Below are 16,790 nucleotides of genomic sequence, written 5' to 3'. Positions count from 1 at the left end.
ATACGCTCACCAGATAGAACAATCGATCAACTAAATTGATTGTTATGTATTTGCCGTACCTGTTAAACCAACATTTGCTAATTTAGGAATATTCGAATGAAAGTAAAAGCATTATCTGCTGTGATAAGTTTAATACTCGCTACACCATTATGTGCAAACGCACAAACTGATATAAGTGCAATTGAAGCAAGGTTAAATGCACTTGAACAACGTGCAACAGCTGCTGAGGCTAGAGCCGCTGCTGCGGAACAAAAAGCGGCTCGGCTTGAGCAATTAATTAACTCCAACAGCCAATCTCAAACGGATCATGTTACAACCGTCGGCATGGAGCAACGCGTTGCGATATTAGAAAAGCAATCTGATGAGGCTCAAGCAAAAGTAAACATTGCACAAACTCAACTTAATGAAATCCAACAAAAACAATCAGATCAGCTTGCTAATACGAAAAATAAAGAAGGTACAGGTTTTTTCTCTACCAATACAAATTGGGGTGATCTCAAATTGTATGGTGACGTTGAATATAATATCGATGCTGCGAGTAAAAAAGGGCAACTAACATCTATGAGAACGATGCCCGGTAATCAAAAAGACTTTGATGATAATGAAAAGTGGTCACTTAATGGACGCATTTTAATTGGTGTGGATGGTGAACGAGAATTAAAAAACGGCAATTATGCAGGTTTTCGTGCTCAGCCTATGGCTGACATGACAGGTAAAATGAATCTAGATGATGCTGTTTTCTATTTTGGTCAACGCGATAAATGGCAATATAAAATTGGTCGTTATGAAGCTTACGACATGTTCCCTTTAAACCAAGATACATTTGTTGAATATTCAGGTAATACAGCAAATGATTTATATGGCGATGGTTTTGGCTATATCTATATGATGAAAGAAGGGCGAGGCCGTAGTAGTGATGGTGGTAGTATGATGGTTAATACACACTATAACGACTGGTATTTTGAGTTAAATGCTTTAGTTGAAGATGGAACTTCTGTTTTTAAAGACAATGAATATCATGGACGTAAACTTGATAACCGCAAAAATGTTATTTATATGCGTCCGGTTGTTGCATGGCAGAAAGATAATTTAACTATTGCAGGAGCAATAGATGCGAACGTGATAAGCAAAGCCTATGGCTATGATGATGAAAATGGAAAATTCCAAGATCAATCGCGACGTACAGGTTATGGCTTAACTGTAAAATGGGACACTTTAGCTGATGATCCTATCAACGGCATTGTTGCAAATTTAAGTACTGCTTATCTTGATGCTAAAGATGAAAATGATTTTTCTATTGGTAGTAATGTTTTATGGCGCAAATTTCAACTTGGTTATATTTATGCTCATAATGATATTAAAGCTTACTATCACAAAAGCGGGAACAACAGTGGTCAAAATGACACCTATTTAACGCTCAATCCTGGTAAGTACAATATCAACACGGTATTTGCGTCTTATGAACTGCCTAATATTTTAGATATGGATAATTTTAAAACCTATTTAGGTGCTTATTATTCACGTATAGATGGTAAAGATGATATTAATGTACACAGCAGTGACAAAGATCGTTACGGCGCTCGTATCCGTTTTAAATATCTATTTTAACTTCATTTTTAGCACTTTTTGTTAGCGATTGATTTTATATAAAGACTTCAAGATACAGAGTATTGTGGCTAATTGAGGTCTTTATATTTTTATATAGTTTGCACAGTTGTAGGGATATAAAACATCAAATACCAGATAAGGAAAAAGCCTTAACTAACTTTTCAGCTGACCACTCTTTAATGTCTGAAACTTGCCCATCACCAATTTCAACTAAACGTAATTCTCCTACTGCGTTTTTGACTACATCAATGGAATAAAAGGGGGTGTTTATATGCTGTGCTACTTTTTTTACAAACTCAGGAACTTCATCATCCGCAGAGAATATTTTCTTATTTAAAACAAAATATCTACGTTCACTCTCATTAATAAATTCCTCAACATAGCGAAGACTTACACCACCTTCAATGTTCCCTCTATACTGCGCAATAAGTTTTAGTATTTCTTTAATTTCATCTGCATTTTTAGCGATGGAACCTCTTGTGGTGGTTAAAGATTTTACATAGTCTTTTACAAAGTAAGCTGGCCATTGAAGTTGGTTAGTTAAGCTTTCAAAGTCAGTATCCATGGTTGTGATAACTGTTTTGGGTGTGAACTCTTTACATTTTTCATACCAACCCGCTATATGGTGGTTTTGGATATAATCTTCAGGCGTTTCGAGCATTTGACCACCATAAGTATTAACAGCATCGTATAGTTGTTGATATTCGTCTTTATTTAGCATCCACCCACGCCAAATAACGGGAGAGTCTGATTTAAAAGGGTGTGAAAACTTATATTTACCTAATGCCATATCTTCTGATGAGAGTAACAAACAATGAATATTTAGCATTTGGGCGCAATGATATTCTTGTTCAAAAGCCTCATCGGGTTTTCCTGTTTTTGAATAGTCATCAGGGTAAATTATTTGCATAAGAAATTCCTTTTAATTAAATAGGTTTGATGAAGAACATCCTAACGCTTTATTTAACGACTTGAACCTTTTTTCTCTTAATTACATGTTCTCTTTTCTAAGTTGTGAGATCTCTCGATTTTTTGAACTTTTTCGACTAGGTATCTGATTTTACTCGTGCCATTGTTTTATTTCCTGCCATAATCGACTTAATGTTTACAGACACTTAACTCGCGTATTAAGTGCAAATGATATTTATTAGGAAATCATTCAATGCCTTTTTATATACAAAACAGTAATTCAAATAGTGACAAAACCGATAAGAAAAATAGAACCAAACCACTATTAATCGGCTTAGCCTTAATTCCTTCATTTGTCTTTGCTAATGATCTTTCTCAATTACCGCAAAAAGAACGCGTAGCTTACTTTACGCAAGCTCAACAAGCAGGGATCACTGGTGTTGCAATTAAAACAAAGCCTGTTCTAGCAAGACCAGCCAAAGAAGGTGAGATCATCACAACGATAATTAAAGGTGAAGGTGTTGAAACAGTTTCAGAACCGGCAAAAGTAGGTGATTGGGTAGTGCAAAATATTTGTCCTGAAACGGGAAATGAAGAAATTTTGGTAAGAAAAAACAAATTTATTCAGCGTTATAGTGAAACAGATAAAAATCAAATCAATATAACGTCTTATCCTGATAACTATCAGCCTTTTATCCCCAAAGGTATCGAAATGAATTATTTTATTGTGCCTGAATCTACGCCAGCGTTTGCAATGAAGGCTCCTTGGGGAGAATTACAACGTTTTCAATCGGGCGATGCTATTGTGCAATCCACAACAGATAGCCAAGATGTTTATCGTATTCAAAAGGCGGCATTTGAATGTACTTATACAATTCTTAAACCTGCCAAATTAGCGCAATAGTATTGAATCTATCTATGCCGGATTGAATATTAACTTTATAATTCATAGTGTTACAATCATACTCTTATCGAAGTTAAGGATATTAAATAGAGAGTAGGTTAAGAAAGTAGGTTAATAAAAGGTAGACGTAATTGGCTTGTTGTCCATTTGCTTTAATAGCTACATTTCGTTAACCTATCTCTATCAATTTCTTCAACTCATTAGGTAAAACCTATTGAACTGATAGCAGGAATGTATTAGCTATTCTCAAATGGAATAGGTACATTAGTCCCATACCAAACAGGAGGAAATACAATGTCTTTAATTAATACCCCAATCAAACCATTCAAAAACATGGCATTTAAAGACGGTCAATTCGTAGAAGTGACTGAAAAGGACGTCGAAGGCAAATGGAGCGTTTTCTTCTTTTACCCTGCAGACTTCACTTTTGTGTGCCCAACTGAATTAGGTGACTTAGCTGATCATTATGCTGAGTTCCAAAAAATGGGCGTAGAAATTTACTCAGTTTCTACTGACACACATTTTACCCATAAAGCATGGCATAGCAGCTCAGAAACTATCGGTAAAATCAAATATGGTATGATTGGCGATCCAACTGGCGCATTAACTCGTAACTTCGAAAATATGCGTGAGAACGAAGGTCTTGCAGACCGTGGTACTTTCGTTGTTGACCCACAAGGTATCATCCAAGCAATTGAAATCACAGCTGAAGGCATTGGCCGTGATGCATCAGACCTGCTACGTAAAATTAAAGCAGCTCAGTATGTAGCTAGCCACCCAGGCGAAGTTTGCCCTGCAAAATGGAAAGAAGGTGATGCAACTTTAGCTCCATCACTGGATTTAGTTGGCAAAATCTAAATAAGAATTAAGCCACTAAAAAAGTTATTTATCGGGTGTTTCGGCACCCGATTTTATTGAGGGTGCAAAAATGTTAGATAATAATTTAAAAGCTCAATTGAAAGCTTATTTAGAACGATTAACCCAGCCAGTTGAGTTAGTAGCAACATTAGACGACAGTAAACATTCTGCTGATATCCAAGCGCTATTAAAAGAAATCGAACCATTATCCGATAAAGTCACTTATCGTGAAGATAATAACGCGAATGTACGTAAACCATCTTTTCTTATTACCAACCCAGGGAAAGAAACAGGTGTTCGTTTTGCTGGTTCGCCATTAGGTCATGAATTTACTTCATTAGTTTTAGCATTATTACAAACTGGTGGACACCCATCAAAAGAAGCACAAGAATTACTTGAACAAATTCGTCAGTTAGACGGTGAGTTTCATTTCGAAACCTATTATTCGCTCTCTTGTCATAACTGCCCTGATGTTGTTCAGGCATTAAACTTAATGGCGATTTTAAATCCGAAGATCACACATACTGCGATTGACGGAGGCATGTTCCAAAATGAAATTCAGGAACGTAATATCATGGGCGTTCCTGCTGTATTCTTAAATGGTAACGAGTTTGGCCAGGGTCGTATGACCTTAGCTGAAATTGTTAACAAAGTAGACAGCAATGCAGAAAAACGTACTGCAGAATTATTAAACCAAAAAGATGCATTTGATGTATTAATTGTGGGAAGTGGTCCTGCGGGTGCATCAGCGGCGGTTTATTCTGCTCGTAAAGGTTTAAATACAGGTCTTATCGGTGAACGTTTTGGTGGCCAAGTTCTTGATACTGTTGATATTGAAAACTACATCTCAGTACCAAAAACCGAAGGTGCAAAACTTGCTGGTGCGTTAAAAGCTCACGTTGATGATTATCAAGTGGATGTGATTGATAGCCAAACGGTTAGTCGCTTAATTCCGGGAGCATCAGAAGGGGAGTTACATCAAATTGAAACAGCATCAGGCGCAATTTTAAAAACTCGTAGCTTAATTATTGCAACAGGCGCTCGCTGGAGAAATATGAATGTTCCTGGCGAAAATGAATACCGTACTCGTGGTGTCACTTATTGTCCACACTGTGATGGTCCACTATTTAAAGGCAAAAGAGTTGCTGTTATTGGTGGTGGTAACTCAGGTGTTGAAGCTGCAATTGACTTAGCTGGTTTAGTTGAACATGTAACAGTGTTAGAATTTGCTCCAGAGATGAGAGCAGATGCGGTATTACAGAAAAAATTACGTAGCTTAAGCAATGTAGAAGTTATCTTAAATGCACAAACCACAGAAGTATATGGCGATGGCACTAAGTTAACCGGTCTAAAATATAAAGATCGTACTAATGATTCTATGCATGATATTGCATTAGCTGGTATTTTCGTTCAAATCGGTTTATTACCTAATACACAGTGGTTAGAAGGTACTGTTGAGCGTAATAAAATGGGTGAAATTGTTGTTGATGCCCGTGGCGAAACTAATATCAAAGGTGTGTTTGCAGCCGGTGACTGTACAACAGTACCTTATAAGCAAATCATTATTGCTGCTGGCGAAGGTGCAAAAGCCTCACTTAGCGCTTTCGATTACTTGATTCGCACGACTGCAAAATAAGTAAATCAAATATAATCAATAAGTTATAGAGAAAGGCATCTTTTTTAAGATGCCTTTTTTTGTACATAAAACCATCAAAAAGGGCTGAAAAGTGCCCCTAAGTGTTCAAGTGTGGACAATATGTGGACACTCTAAACCAGTAATTCTGTGCTACCTTTCAAAGGGTTATATTGAATGGCATCTTGTAAGAAGTCTGGCGCAAAGTGTGCATAGGTCAACGTTTGTTGCAAATTAGTGTGTCCTAAGATGCGTTGTAACGTAATAATACTTCCGCCGTTCATCATAAAATGGGTGGCGAATGTATGGCGTAATGCGTGGGTTGCCTGACCTAATGCCATACTCGGTTTCACTTTTTTAATTGCTCGGCGAAACATGTAATAAGACGTTTCAGTAAAGAGCAATCCTGATTTCTTTGTACAAATCATGTCAGCAACAGCTTGAGAAATTGGCACAATTCTTGGCTTATTGGTTTTGGTGTAAGTAAATCGCACCTTATTTTGGATCACATGTTCACGTTTTAGTTTGAGCGCTTCACCCCAACGGGCGCCAGTGCTTAAACAGAGAACGGCAACTTTTAGGTTGTCACCTTCCAATAATGCTAATAATTGCTGAATTTCATTATCTGTTAGATATGACATTTCAGTCGTTTGCTGTTTTAACCGTGATATTCCTTGAACGGGATGTTTACTTAAAAAGAAATCCGTTTTTTTAAGGGCCGTAAACATACCGCTGAGTGCTGAGATATCCCTATTTATCGTTGAGGCTTTTACGCCAGAAGCGAGTCTAAGCTCACGATAGAGTACCAATTGCTTATCGGTTAATTGGCAAACAGGGGGATTATTCAGTGATTCAGCAATACGTCTCACCCTTAGGTGTGTCATTCTTCCATAAGGTGTATTTTTGCCGAACACTTCCCACCAAATATCAATTAAATCGCTAAGAGGGCGAATATCGGTTGATGTTTCTACCCAATCTTTTGTTTGCTGATTAGCTAGTGAATAACGTTCAAATAAAATAGCTTCTTGCTTCTTTTCAAAGCGTCGTCTGATCCGTTTTCCGTGACGGCCAGCCGGTCTAATGTCCACTTCATATTGACCATTTTCGAGTTTCTTAATTGTCATAAGAAAGCCCTCCAATGGAACAAATGCTTTGCGAATCAATAAATTCACAAAATGCTTGATGTATTGTTATCCAATTTTCTTGTCTGAGCGGGATGATTGCGTGCTGTCTTGCCCACTGTGTGCGAGTGCCGGTGCGATTTGCCCAGCATCAGGATTAACTTCATCGAACATAAACCAGTCTCGATACTTTCTAAATTGTGGGTGCTTAAAGAATTTCATTGCCGATTCTAAAGACATTTTAGCTTTTCCACTTTCATAACCATGATAAGTAACATAATTAATACCAACCAAATCAGCCGCTTGTTTAACATTTAGTCTTTCTGATTCACGTATCAGTTTTAGTTTTTCGTTATCGTACATTGACATTATATAAGAGATCTCTTATTTTATAAGAAAGTTGATACCTCCTTGCCGTGAGGCAAAGAGTCCGAAAGCGCTATAAAGCGCCTGATATAAGAGGGTAGCAGATGAGAGAGAAAATCGTAAGTCTGTCAGATGGCGTGACTGAGGAAAAATTTGCTGAATTAATCGGTAAGCCAGCGAGTGCAGTTGCAGATATGCGCAAAGCAGGAAAGTTACCCATTATTCAAATGAAAAGACCAGGTTCAAGTAGAGCCGAAAACTATGTTTATCTGCCTGCATGGAATAACGGTCTAAAGATGGCATATGAATCGTTACCAAAAGAGATGCGTGACGGTTGGTTAGTGTGGTTAGGGCTGAAATCATGATACGACAAATAACTGAGCATAGTTTTCTGTATCGTGGCTTTACGATTATTAAGTTGCCACGAAAAGCAATGAACCCAGTTACTCGTTATCACGTTTGGTTAGATGATCAGTCATTCGGTAAGTTTGATGCAATGGCTGAGGCGGTTAAATATATTGATGGGTTAAGGAAAGATAAAAATGAAAAGTAATTCAATCGTTAAGAATACACAAAATGGGGTATATATTTGTATTGAAGATAAATACTCACCAATCAATAGTATTGTTTTTGAATTATCACAATTAATACATTTTATTCCAGTTAATAATATTGGTAATACAGTTTTAATTTCTGTAAGTGGAATGGCTGACTTTAGCCCAAGTATTCCGTTTGCAAAATTTTTAAGTTTTTTTCGTTATATCATTGAGCAAAGTCAGAAACTAAATAGCCACTCACATTTATTTACGATAACAATAAATAAAGATTTGTCTTGTGAATGGCAATGTTAGTTAATTAAAAATGTTTACGGCGTGCAGATGGATGTAAATCACCAATATCAAATTTAGAAGAGAATTCTTTTGAAAAATGCATATTGGGAATTAATACGCCAGCAGAATCGACAATAGGGGATGAAATGATTTCATTTTTAAATATTTCAGCTTTTAAGCGAGCTGTCTCATATGAAGGCAGATGCGTTTCTTGCTTTATAACTAAGTTGGTTATGCCGTTGAAATCAGAGAGTGCGATCCAGTGCCAACCATTGGATGTTTCTTCAAATTTAAAATATATCAGGCTCTTATCGTCACAGACATCTAAATCAGCTTGCTCAGTATATAAAATAGTTTCTTCTAAATTATCAATGGATTCCATTCTAGAAGAAAAAGCTGGACTAGCTATTTTTAAATCATTATATACCAGCTCCCAATAAGAGCTTTGTTTAATTGCATGAACATAAAATTTCATTGGATTTCCTTTTTTGCAATGGTTTTTATGCCTGTTTCCTGTCAAGAAATTGCAGGCATAAAAAATATACCATACACCATGTTTCCGATCATGGATAAAAAACCGAATATAAATGGAGAAATAATTTATGAATGAATTAATTAAGCAACGAAACAAATATAAATTAAGTAGTAAATCTTTTACTTATAAAAGTAAAAAGTATTCAAAGGCAGATAAAGCAACATTAACTTTATGTGCCATTGTTATTGTTTCGTTTCTTGTGAAAGTTTCTATCTAGGTGTTGTTATGAATGCCGCGGAGCTTATTCAAGCAAGAGAGCAACTACAAGGTAATGATGATTTTTATCAGCCTAAAGTGGTAAGGCACTATCGCAATGATGGTCTTTCATTTGATGAGCGCGTCAGTGGTATGAATAAAACAGCAGAAGTTAGGGCTGATTTATTAAGTAAGTTAAATAAAAATAGTGATGATATTCAGGTTAGTGAGTTTCTTGATTATTTAAGAAATGAAAATAATCGTATATATCAGATGATTTATTATCTTGCTGAGATAGAAAAAGAAAAGAACGGAACAGATTATTTATTATTAAAGAGGAAAGATAAAATAAAAATAATTAATGCACTTCATCAAATAAAAGTATTAAGCGCATTAATCCCGAATAAATTAGCAATGCCTATTTAATTACACCTAAAAAATAAATGACATTTATTTGTCAGGACTTTTTATATCTGATTATCAGAGGTCTGATTATGTCTAAAGAAAGTGATGTAACCGATTTAATTAATGCCGTTCGAGAAGATGAAAGAAAATCTCGGGCGGTTCTTTTTTCTGCCCGTTTACGCAAATTAGCATCAAGAGCACTAAGTGAACGAATGGAGCCTTCACAAGTATTTCAATTATTAGAAGGTGAAGCCGAGTCTATCGAACATCAAGCGCAGGAATGGAATTATGTCTAAAGAAATGGATTTAGCCTGCGAACAATCACAGTTATTGCTTGATAAACAAATAAAAGCAGTAACAGGGCGTTACGTCGGTGTATCAGCGTTTGAATGTGAAGATTGCGGTCGTGAAATACCCGAAAAGCGCCGTATTGCAGTAATGGGATGCACCCGCTGTGCGGATTGCCAGACAGTGCATGAATTGAAATCTAAGCATTATCGGAGTGTTTAAAATGCAACGATATACGCATGAATTAAAAATAAACCATCAATATTTCAATCAAGTACGTATTGGAGCGAAAAAAGCCGAATTTCGTCGAGCTGATAGAGATTTTCAAGTCGGGGATCTTTTAGTTTTACGTGAATTTAATGCTATTCCTCCAAGAGAATTCCGTCACCTTTTTCATTATGGCGAATATACGGGAAATGTTATTAGAACGGTTATTACAGATATCACCTGTATTAATTCTATTATTCCAGAGTTAGGCGATAAACCTAAATTTGTAATGCTTTCATTTTCTATTATTGAGGATGATGAATAATGGCTAATAAAACCATTCTGAAATGGGCGGGTTCAAAAGCCCGCATCATGGATAAATTAATTACGTATTTGCCAAAAGCAAAGCGCTTAGTTGAGCCGTTTGCGGGTTCTTGTGCGGTTATGATGAATACGGAATATGAAGAATATTTAATTGCTGATGCCAATCAGGATTTAATTAGTTTATATCGTAATGTCGTAGAACATACTGAAATAATGGCACGTAAAGAGTTCTATGCATGGGAAGAAAATAATCATAAAAATGATTACATTTCTATTAGGAAATTATTTAATTCAATTAAGGTATTAGATAAAAGCGAATGTGATAAATATATACAGTCAGCAAGATTTCTATATTTAAATCGTCATTGCTTTAATGGGTTATGTCGATATAACAATTCAGGTGAATTTAACGTGCCATTTGGAACATATGGCCGTGTTTATTTTCCAGAGGAAGAAATCAGGCAATTTGCTGAAAAAGCTACTAATGCCATTATCGCCTGTTTAGAATGGCAAGATACTTTATCACTCGTTGACTTCGGGGATGGTGTTTATTGTGATCCTCCATATATGGGGGATGAGAAATGTTTTACTAAATATCATCACACTGATTTTACTCACGCTCATCAAATTGAATTAGCTCAAGCGCTAAAGGCATTAAATCAATCACAAGGTAACCCGATTACCGTCTCTAATTCCATTCATGCAAAAGAGCTGTATGCCGACCTCGGTTTTATTATTCACGAGATTGATGCGCCTCGTTCTATTTCTGCAAATGGAAATCGCCAATCAGCAAAAGAAATTATCGCCGTATTGCCGGAGGTATGCTGATGGAACAGGGCTATGTTGATATTCAAGATCCAAAAAATGGGGTGCATATTACCGGCACCCGTTTTGCTATCGTTTATTGGAAAAAACAATTTGGGTTAATTGAAGTCACTGTTATTGATGGTCGTGTGCGCCGTGAAGTGATTGCGTGGTATGACTCTGCGGTAAATGTGACTGCTGGCGTTGTTGGTGCGCATGTGAGTCGTGTTATTTGCGCAGAAATTAAGTCTATCTCTGAATTGATAGAGATAATGACTCACGTCGCTAAACTGTGCGAAACAGCCATTGAAATTATTGATCCGAAACGTTTAGGCGGTGTGCTGTAATGGCTAGCCGTTTGATTGATTTTTCTCAGCCTCCTGTTTCCTATCCTGCTGATATACAATGGACATATTGGTGGAATGGGAAACAGCACGAGCCTGTTGTTTATGAAAGACCGCTTACCCGTGAGCAACTGGCTCAGGGGCAAGCGATTTTATTCGATATTGAAAAACTGCCTCGTTTTCTTAAATCCCGCTTATTTAAATACATCGAACATCTTAGAAAAGAGAAAACACCTAAAGAAGTTCATAACTGGCTGGTGTTTAAGTTTCATAAAAGCGTTTATCAGCGTTTGCAAGCTGTTAATGCGCGCTATGGTTTAGCGAAAGATAAGCGTCAATTCTTGTTAGATAGAGATTTTGATCAAGCCATGTTCTTTAATCGCTTGCCCGATGCGCATGACAAAATATTGCGTCATATGGCGAAGTCATTCGCGAATGCGTGTGACAACTTATTCGATGAATTAGCTGATCAGGCAATTGCTGAAAATAACGGTGATCGTGAGGTGTTACTTAACCTAAAAGTGATTAACCCTATTTACCAACAACTAGGACAGTTAATTACCTATTTGCATGTAAAACCGTTGTTTTGGGGGAAGGCTCAAAAAGGGAAATTAACACCAGAAAATGCGTTATCTGGGTTAAACCGGTTAGCAGATGAAAATTGGTGGCTTAAAAAGTTAAAGGCTCATCGTCAACGTTGGCGTGAGTCTTTGCATATTGCCTTTGGTGATGTGAATTCAGATAAGACGCCTTACGCCAGTAAAAATGCAGTACATGAAGTCAGAGCACAGCGTTTAGCAAACATGAATTATCTTGAAATGATGGATATTCAAGATGTTGAAACGGGTGATCGTTTTGATTTAATGGAAAAAGTATTAGCGAGTATCGCTAACCCTAAAATCCGCCGCATGGAATTAATGGCGCAAGCCGCAGGCATTCAAAAAGTTGCGGAAGAACGGGGCGATATTGGTTTATTTATCACCTTAACCACACCTTCAAAATACCATCCCACCAAGCAAATTAACGTTTCTAAAGATGAGAAAAAGAAAAAAGTTCTCATTAACGAGAAATGGAATAACAGCGCATACACTCCGAAAGACGGTCAACGTTATTTAGTGAAAGTTTGGGCGAAAATTCGCACCGCTTTTAAAGATAACGATATTAACGTTTACGGGATCAGAGTTGTTGAGCCACATCATGACGCTACACCACATTGGCACATGATGATGTTTTTGGATAAATCTCAACGTGCATCAGCGATTGAGATCATGCGTAAATATGCCCTTGAAGAAGATGGTGAAGAACGGGGCGCAAAGAAACACCGTTTTGAAGCAAAGCATTTAAATAAAGGCGGTGCTACGGGTTATCTCGCTAAATACATTTCAAAAAATATCGACGGTTATGCGCTAGAGGGCGAGGTTGATGATGAATCGGGAGAGCTATTAACCGAAGTTGCATCAGCTGTTGCCGCGTGGGCATCAACTTGGCGTATTCCTCAATTTCACATGTTTGGCTTACCGTCTAAAGGTGTATGGCGTGAGTGTCGCCGTGTTCGTGGTGTGAGTATCGCTGATAAGTTGGGGGATATAGCGGAAAAAGTAAGAGCGTCTGCCGATGCGGGGGATTTCGCCGCTTATATCGAACATCAAGGAGGCCCTAACGTTAAGCGTAACCTACAAACGTTATTAGTCGCTCGTACTGTTGCTGATGAGCCGAATTGTTATGACGAAGAGGTTTTACGAGTCATCGGATTATATTCACCGTTAAAAAGTGGTGATGTAGTGAAAACGCGTGAACGTCAGTATCGTTTAGTCCGTAAATCTAAGCAGGATATAGAGGCGATTGAGCATAAGCGTAAGTTAGAAACGGGTCGGGTTTTGACTTTAAAAAGCGCGATTAGCGCGCCTCGGAGTCCTGTCAATAACTGTGGATCGGGCAGTTCACCCGATATTAAAAATCCACACGAGAGAGGCTTAAAATCGCCCGTATGGGGGATTTCTGAGCCTGAATATTTCGACCTTCATTCACAATATAGCGATTGGGAGAAATCATTTGGCGAGGTTTTAGAGCATAAAAAGAGTCAGCGGATAATTTCAACCGTGTCATTAAGTGAAAATCAGGAACGTTTGATACCTGAATTCAAAGCCTTTGCCGAAAAAATGGGATTGGATTTACCACCAGACACAATGTGGTCAATGATGATGAACGGTATGCGCCTGAGTTATGGTGATGAAGTGATTTGGTTTGAGAACGGGAAGATTCAAATTTCATCAACGAAAAGTGAAAAAGTTAATTTTGAAGAAGTGAAAAGGAAAAATATTGATAAAAGGAGAGGTCGAGTTATGGATAAAGTTAAAAAATTATGGAAGAAACAGATAGTATGATTAATATTAACTCCTAATAAGAATATCGTACTAATATGGAAATTAAGGTTGTTTTTCTAAAGGAAAGATAATTTTAAAGATAGATATAATATTATATTGGGGTTTGTATAGCATTTCTGAGTAGCGATGGTTTTATTACCAACTTGATTAGTATAAGTTATATATTTTCATTAATAGTTTTGGTGAATGTATATGAAATTGTATGAGCATGGTTCAGAGTGGAGAAGGTGGGATCTTCATGTTCACACTCCAGATTCAGTGTTAGAAACACAGTTTAAAGGCGATTGGGAGGGTTATATAACAGCAATTGAACAGTCTAATTCAGGTATTTCTGTTATAGGTATAACTGACTATTGCTCTATATCCGGCTATGAAAAAGTTTGTAATTATCGGAAAAATGGAAGAATGAAAAATATTGATACAATTATTCCAAATATTGAGTTCCGGATTACTCCAAACACGGATAAAAATAAAGGTATAAATATACATTTATTAATAAATCCAGAGGAAAATGCTCATATTGATGAAATCAAAAATGCATTAAGTCGGCTATTTATTGATCATAAAGGGCAGAATTTTGCTTGTATTGAAGCTCAACTTATTTCATATGGTCGAAGCTTATTACAGAATGTTAATAAAGATAGTGATGCTAGAACATGTTTAAAGGAAGGTATTAATAACTTCAAACCATCCTATGATACTTTTAAGAAGTGGTATAATGGGGAAAAATGGTTAAGGAATAACTCAATAATTGTTGTAGCAAATGGTTCTAATGATGGTGTATCAGGTATCCGAGATGGTGGTTTCTCTGGTATAAAGAAAGATATTTTCGAATTCACTGACATGGTATTTTCTGCTACGCCAAGTGATATTAATTTTTTTACTGGTCAAGGAAATAAGAGCAAAGATGATATTATTAAAGAGCTTGGACGTCTTATTCCTTGCATTCATGGTTCTGATGCTCATTCAATTAATAAATTATTTGATCCCGATGGTAAAAGATATTGCTGGATTAAGGCTGATCCAACATTTAATGGGTTAAGGCAAGTGATTTTTGAGCCTGATAGAGTATTTATTGGAGAGATTTCTCCAGAAAATAAATCTGAATATCAGACGATCAAAAGAGTAAGATATATTGATAGTTCGGGTAAAAATAGATTTCCCCAAAAATGGATTGCTCTTAATAAAGACTTAAATGCAATTATTGGTGGAAAATCTTCTGGTAAATCTATGCTTTTATATCATATAGCTAAGACTATAAATCCAGAGGAAGTTTCTACTAGAATTGAGCTATCTAAATCATCATCATATGATGATATCTCAGATTTGGATTTTGAAGTTGAGTGGTCTAATAATGAAGTATCTAAACTTTCTGATATAAAAGATCCATTACAATTAAAAGCAGTAACATACATTCCACAGCTATATATAAATCAATTGGCAGATAAAGAAGGTAAAGATGATTTTAATGATTTAATCTCTAAAACATTACTTCAAAATGAATCCTATCGAGGTATTGTTAATGAGCTTGAAAATAAAATAAGAACTGTTAATTCTGAAATTCATAACAAAATAGAAACCAGATTTCTTTTACTTAGAGAACACAGTAAACTATCTTTTGAGTTAAGCGAGATTGGTAATGAGGATTCTGTTAAAAATGAAATTTCAGCACTTGAACTTAAGGCTAAAGCTATTAGAGAAAAATCTCAATGGACAGAGGAACAAGAAAAAATATTTTTTAGCTTAACTCATAAGCGACAGTGTACGTTAAAAGCTAGGGATAAATTTATATATATTCAATCTAGCTTGATTAAACTTAAAAAAACCATTAATGAACAACAGGATTACTGGTTATCTTTAATACAGAAACAGCTTATACAAGATTCAGGATTTACTGATAAATCAACAATATTAATTAATATTTTAAATATTATTAAAAGTAATTTGTTGGTTGGATTTGAAAAAACGAAAATAGAAATTTCTAATAAATTAGAATCAATTCCTAGTAGAATAGAGTTGTTAGATATTAAGTTAACGTTAATAGATAAAGAAATTAAGCCATTAGATGAAAAAGTAAAAGATAAAGCATCACTGGAAAAGTTAAATACTCAACTTAATTTTGAAAAAGATAAACTTAAGAAGATTAATATAAAAATTAAAGAGCTAGACTCCATTGCTGATAGAGGAAAAAAATGTATAAGCGAATTGAACGAGCAATATTCTAAATTAATAGAATTATATAAATCTCATTGTGCTGAGGTAAGTCAACATCAAATAGATGATGATATAAAAATTGAGGCAAAAGTTGTTATTGATCCATTAAAGTTTGATTTTTTTGTAAGTTGTTATCATAAATCAGGTTCAATTCGCTCTATTATTAAAGATGTTATGGATGATAATGGTAACTATAATTTTGATATTAATACTCATGGAGATTTTGTAAAAAATACAGCTATTAAAATAAAAAGTAGTGGTGCTCCAACTCTACGAAAAAGTTATACGTTACAAGATGCGTTTAGTAATCTTTATGCTGACTATTTTAGTATTGATTTTTCAGTGAACTATAAAAACGATAGCATTGCTCATATGTCTCCAGGTAAGAGAGGCTTAGTTTTACTCAGTTTGATGCTCGAATTAAGTAATTCAACTCACCCTATATTAATTGACCAGCCAGAAGATAACTTGGATAACAGAACAATATATTCAGAACTTAAGGATTTTGTTCGGAAATGCAAAAATAAACGACAAATTATCATGGTGACACATAATGCAAATCTGGTAGTTGCTGCAGATGCTGAATGTGTTATTGTTGCTGAGCAACGGGGGCCATTAGATTGTATAAATACACATCAATTTGAATATTTGGGTGGTAGCTTAGAACATAGCCTAGATACTGATAAGAATTTTGAATATAAATCAATTAATGAATTAGGAATTAGGCAGCATGTTTGTCATATACTGGAAGGAGGTATTAGTGCCTTTAAAGAACGAGAAAAGAAATATAATTTAATTTAATATATTTATTATAAAAGCATTAACCTTTCAATAAGTTATAAAAGAAAGAGATAATTTAAT

Annotated in this window: 19 protein-coding genes; 15 read left to right on the top strand and 4 right to left on the bottom strand. The window is 35.7% G+C overall.

Going from position 1 to position 16,790, the window contains the following annotated elements; genetic code table 11:
- The first annotated feature begins 96 nt into the window (after window positions 1-96).
- Window positions 97-1,608: a carbohydrate porin gene (locus tag QQS39_RS09790; RefSeq protein ID WP_151435215.1), complete on the top strand. Its 1,512-nt coding sequence runs from the start codon at window positions 97-99 to the stop codon at window positions 1,606-1,608.
- 124 nt (window positions 1,609-1,732) lie between these two features.
- Here the strand turns inward: QQS39_RS09790 and QQS39_RS09785 are convergent, their stop codons facing one another.
- Window positions 1,733-2,518 (bottom strand): ATP-grasp domain-containing protein, encoded by a 786-nt coding sequence (locus QQS39_RS09785; protein WP_285804419.1) that lies wholly within the window; start codon window positions 2,516-2,518, stop codon window positions 1,733-1,735.
- A 252-nt stretch (window positions 2,519-2,770) separates the two neighbouring features.
- On the opposite strand from QQS39_RS09785, the gene QQS39_RS09780 reads away from it, so the two are divergent.
- The 3 genes from QQS39_RS09780 to ahpF all read left to right on the top strand — a co-directional run bounded on the left by QQS39_RS09780 (window position 2,771) and on the right by ahpF (window position 5,915).
- On the top strand, window positions 2,771-3,421 hold the full coding sequence (locus tag QQS39_RS09780; protein WP_285804418.1) for a hypothetical protein: 651 nt from the start codon (window positions 2,771-2,773) through the stop codon (window positions 3,419-3,421).
- Between the two features lie 294 nt (window positions 3,422-3,715).
- Entirely contained in the window at window positions 3,716-4,279 is a 564-nt protein-coding gene (ahpC, locus tag QQS39_RS09775) for an alkyl hydroperoxide reductase subunit C (RefSeq protein ID WP_151435213.1), read from the top strand.
- A gap of 70 nt (window positions 4,280-4,349) precedes the next feature.
- The gene (ahpF, locus tag QQS39_RS09770) at window positions 4,350-5,915 is read left to right on the top strand and encodes an alkyl hydroperoxide reductase subunit F (protein ID WP_196734543.1); all 1,566 of its coding nucleotides are present in this window, start codon (window positions 4,350-4,352) and stop codon (window positions 5,913-5,915) included.
- A 131-nt stretch (window positions 5,916-6,046) separates the two neighbouring features.
- Here the strand turns inward: ahpF and QQS39_RS09765 are convergent, their stop codons facing one another.
- Complete coding sequence (locus QQS39_RS09765; protein WP_285804417.1) at window positions 6,047-7,036, bottom strand: phage integrase; 990 nt, start codon at window positions 7,034-7,036, stop codon at window positions 6,047-6,049.
- A gap of 66 nt (window positions 7,037-7,102) precedes the next feature.
- Window positions 7,103-7,402, bottom strand: a complete 300-nt coding sequence (locus QQS39_RS09760) for a helix-turn-helix transcriptional regulator (RefSeq protein WP_109849560.1) — start codon at window positions 7,400-7,402, stop codon at window positions 7,103-7,105.
- Between the two features lie 101 nt (window positions 7,403-7,503).
- On the opposite strand from QQS39_RS09760, the gene QQS39_RS09755 reads away from it, so the two are divergent.
- The 3 genes from QQS39_RS09755 to QQS39_RS09745 are packed head-to-tail and all read left to right on the top strand — an operon-like array spanning window position 7,504 to window position 8,250.
- Window positions 7,504-7,764, top strand: coding sequence for a Cox family DNA-binding protein (locus QQS39_RS09755; RefSeq protein WP_099432912.1), 261 nt, complete (start codon window positions 7,504-7,506; stop codon window positions 7,762-7,764).
- Window positions 7,761-7,952, top strand: a complete 192-nt coding sequence (locus QQS39_RS09750) for a hypothetical protein (RefSeq protein ID WP_285804416.1) — start codon at window positions 7,761-7,763, stop codon at window positions 7,950-7,952. The genes QQS39_RS09755 and QQS39_RS09750 overlap by 4 nt, the downstream gene beginning before the upstream one ends.
- Entirely contained in the window at window positions 7,942-8,250 is a 309-nt protein-coding gene (locus QQS39_RS09745) for a hypothetical protein (protein WP_099432914.1), read from the top strand. Before QQS39_RS09750 ends, QQS39_RS09745 begins: the two co-directional genes overlap by 11 nt.
- A gap of 4 nt (window positions 8,251-8,254) precedes the next feature.
- On the opposite strand, the gene QQS39_RS09740 is transcribed toward QQS39_RS09745, so the two are convergent.
- Complete coding sequence (locus tag QQS39_RS09740) at window positions 8,255-8,704, bottom strand: hypothetical protein (RefSeq protein ID WP_285804415.1); 450 nt, start codon at window positions 8,702-8,704, stop codon at window positions 8,255-8,257.
- 285 nt (window positions 8,705-8,989) lie between these two features.
- Here QQS39_RS09740 and QQS39_RS09735 point away from each other — a divergent pair, with 285 nt between their 5' ends.
- The 8 genes from QQS39_RS09735 to QQS39_RS09700 all read left to right on the top strand — a co-directional run bounded on the left by QQS39_RS09735 (window position 8,990) and on the right by QQS39_RS09700 (window position 16,730).
- Window positions 8,990-9,385, top strand: a complete 396-nt coding sequence (locus QQS39_RS09735) for a DUF5347 family protein (RefSeq protein ID WP_285804414.1) — start codon at window positions 8,990-8,992, stop codon at window positions 9,383-9,385.
- A 68-nt stretch (window positions 9,386-9,453) separates the two neighbouring features.
- Window positions 9,454-9,660, top strand: coding sequence for a DUF2732 family protein (locus tag QQS39_RS09730; RefSeq protein WP_228407300.1), 207 nt, complete (start codon window positions 9,454-9,456; stop codon window positions 9,658-9,660).
- The gene (locus QQS39_RS09725; protein WP_109397523.1) at window positions 9,653-9,874 is read left to right on the top strand and encodes a TraR/DksA family transcriptional regulator; all 222 of its coding nucleotides are present in this window, start codon (window positions 9,653-9,655) and stop codon (window positions 9,872-9,874) included. The genes QQS39_RS09730 and QQS39_RS09725 overlap by 8 nt, the downstream gene beginning before the upstream one ends.
- Window position 9,875: 1 nt before the next feature.
- Window positions 9,876-10,184, top strand: coding sequence for a DUF3850 domain-containing protein (locus QQS39_RS09720; RefSeq protein ID WP_285804413.1), 309 nt, complete (start codon window positions 9,876-9,878; stop codon window positions 10,182-10,184).
- Window positions 10,184-11,011, top strand: a complete 828-nt coding sequence (locus QQS39_RS09715; RefSeq protein WP_285804412.1) for a DNA adenine methylase — start codon at window positions 10,184-10,186, stop codon at window positions 11,009-11,011. Before QQS39_RS09720 ends, QQS39_RS09715 begins: the two co-directional genes overlap by 1 nt.
- Window positions 11,011-11,334, top strand: coding sequence for a DUF5405 family protein (locus QQS39_RS09710; RefSeq protein ID WP_109397520.1), 324 nt, complete (start codon window positions 11,011-11,013; stop codon window positions 11,332-11,334). Before QQS39_RS09715 ends, QQS39_RS09710 begins: the two co-directional genes overlap by 1 nt.
- Window positions 11,334-13,715: a replication endonuclease gene (locus QQS39_RS09705; RefSeq protein WP_285804411.1), complete on the top strand. Its 2,382-nt coding sequence runs from the start codon at window positions 11,334-11,336 to the stop codon at window positions 13,713-13,715. Before QQS39_RS09710 ends, QQS39_RS09705 begins: the two co-directional genes overlap by 1 nt.
- Before the next feature lie 192 nt (window positions 13,716-13,907).
- The gene (locus QQS39_RS09700) at window positions 13,908-16,730 is read left to right on the top strand and encodes a TrlF family AAA-like ATPase (RefSeq protein ID WP_285804410.1); all 2,823 of its coding nucleotides are present in this window, start codon (window positions 13,908-13,910) and stop codon (window positions 16,728-16,730) included.
- Window positions 16,731-16,790 lie beyond the last annotated feature (60 nt).

It is taken from the genome of Proteus appendicitidis, from assembly GCF_030271835.1.
GTDB classification, from domain to species: Bacteria; Pseudomonadota; Gammaproteobacteria; order Enterobacterales; family Enterobacteriaceae; genus Proteus; species Proteus appendicitidis.
Note: the sequence above shows the minus strand (reverse complement) of the source record. Positions and strands in the feature narration are given on the sequence as shown.

Coding starts and splice junctions, on each gene's coding strand:
- QQS39_RS09790 (WP_151435215.1), top strand. CDS start 97: ATGAAAGTAAAAGCATTATCTGCTGTGATAAGTTTAATACTCGCTACA.
- QQS39_RS09785 (WP_285804419.1), bottom strand. CDS start 2,518: ATGCAAATAATTTACCCTGATGACTATTCAAAAACAGGAAAACCCGAT.
- QQS39_RS09780 (WP_285804418.1), top strand. CDS start 2,771: ATGCCTTTTTATATACAAAACAGTAATTCAAATAGTGACAAAACCGAT.
- ahpC (WP_151435213.1), top strand. CDS start 3,716: ATGTCTTTAATTAATACCCCAATCAAACCATTCAAAAACATGGCATTT.
- ahpF (WP_196734543.1), top strand. CDS start 4,350: ATGTTAGATAATAATTTAAAAGCTCAATTGAAAGCTTATTTAGAACGA.
- QQS39_RS09765 (WP_285804417.1), bottom strand. CDS start 7,036: ATGACAATTAAGAAACTCGAAAATGGTCAATATGAAGTGGACATTAGA.
- QQS39_RS09760 (WP_109849560.1), bottom strand. CDS start 7,402: ATGTCAATGTACGATAACGAAAAACTAAAACTGATACGTGAATCAGAA.
- QQS39_RS09755 (WP_099432912.1), top strand. CDS start 7,504: ATGAGAGAGAAAATCGTAAGTCTGTCAGATGGCGTGACTGAGGAAAAA.
- QQS39_RS09750 (WP_285804416.1), top strand. CDS start 7,761: ATGATACGACAAATAACTGAGCATAGTTTTCTGTATCGTGGCTTTACG.
- QQS39_RS09745 (WP_099432914.1), top strand. CDS start 7,942: ATGAAAAGTAATTCAATCGTTAAGAATACACAAAATGGGGTATATATT.
- QQS39_RS09740 (WP_285804415.1), bottom strand. CDS start 8,704: ATGAAATTTTATGTTCATGCAATTAAACAAAGCTCTTATTGGGAGCTG.
- QQS39_RS09735 (WP_285804414.1), top strand. CDS start 8,990: ATGAATGCCGCGGAGCTTATTCAAGCAAGAGAGCAACTACAAGGTAAT.
- QQS39_RS09730 (WP_228407300.1), top strand. CDS start 9,454: ATGTCTAAAGAAAGTGATGTAACCGATTTAATTAATGCCGTTCGAGAA.
- QQS39_RS09725 (WP_109397523.1), top strand. CDS start 9,653: ATGTCTAAAGAAATGGATTTAGCCTGCGAACAATCACAGTTATTGCTT.
- QQS39_RS09720 (WP_285804413.1), top strand. CDS start 9,876: ATGCAACGATATACGCATGAATTAAAAATAAACCATCAATATTTCAAT.
- QQS39_RS09715 (WP_285804412.1), top strand. CDS start 10,184: ATGGCTAATAAAACCATTCTGAAATGGGCGGGTTCAAAAGCCCGCATC.
- QQS39_RS09710 (WP_109397520.1), top strand. CDS start 11,011: ATGGAACAGGGCTATGTTGATATTCAAGATCCAAAAAATGGGGTGCAT.
- QQS39_RS09705 (WP_285804411.1), top strand. CDS start 11,334: ATGGCTAGCCGTTTGATTGATTTTTCTCAGCCTCCTGTTTCCTATCCT.
- QQS39_RS09700 (WP_285804410.1), top strand. CDS start 13,908: ATGAAATTGTATGAGCATGGTTCAGAGTGGAGAAGGTGGGATCTTCAT.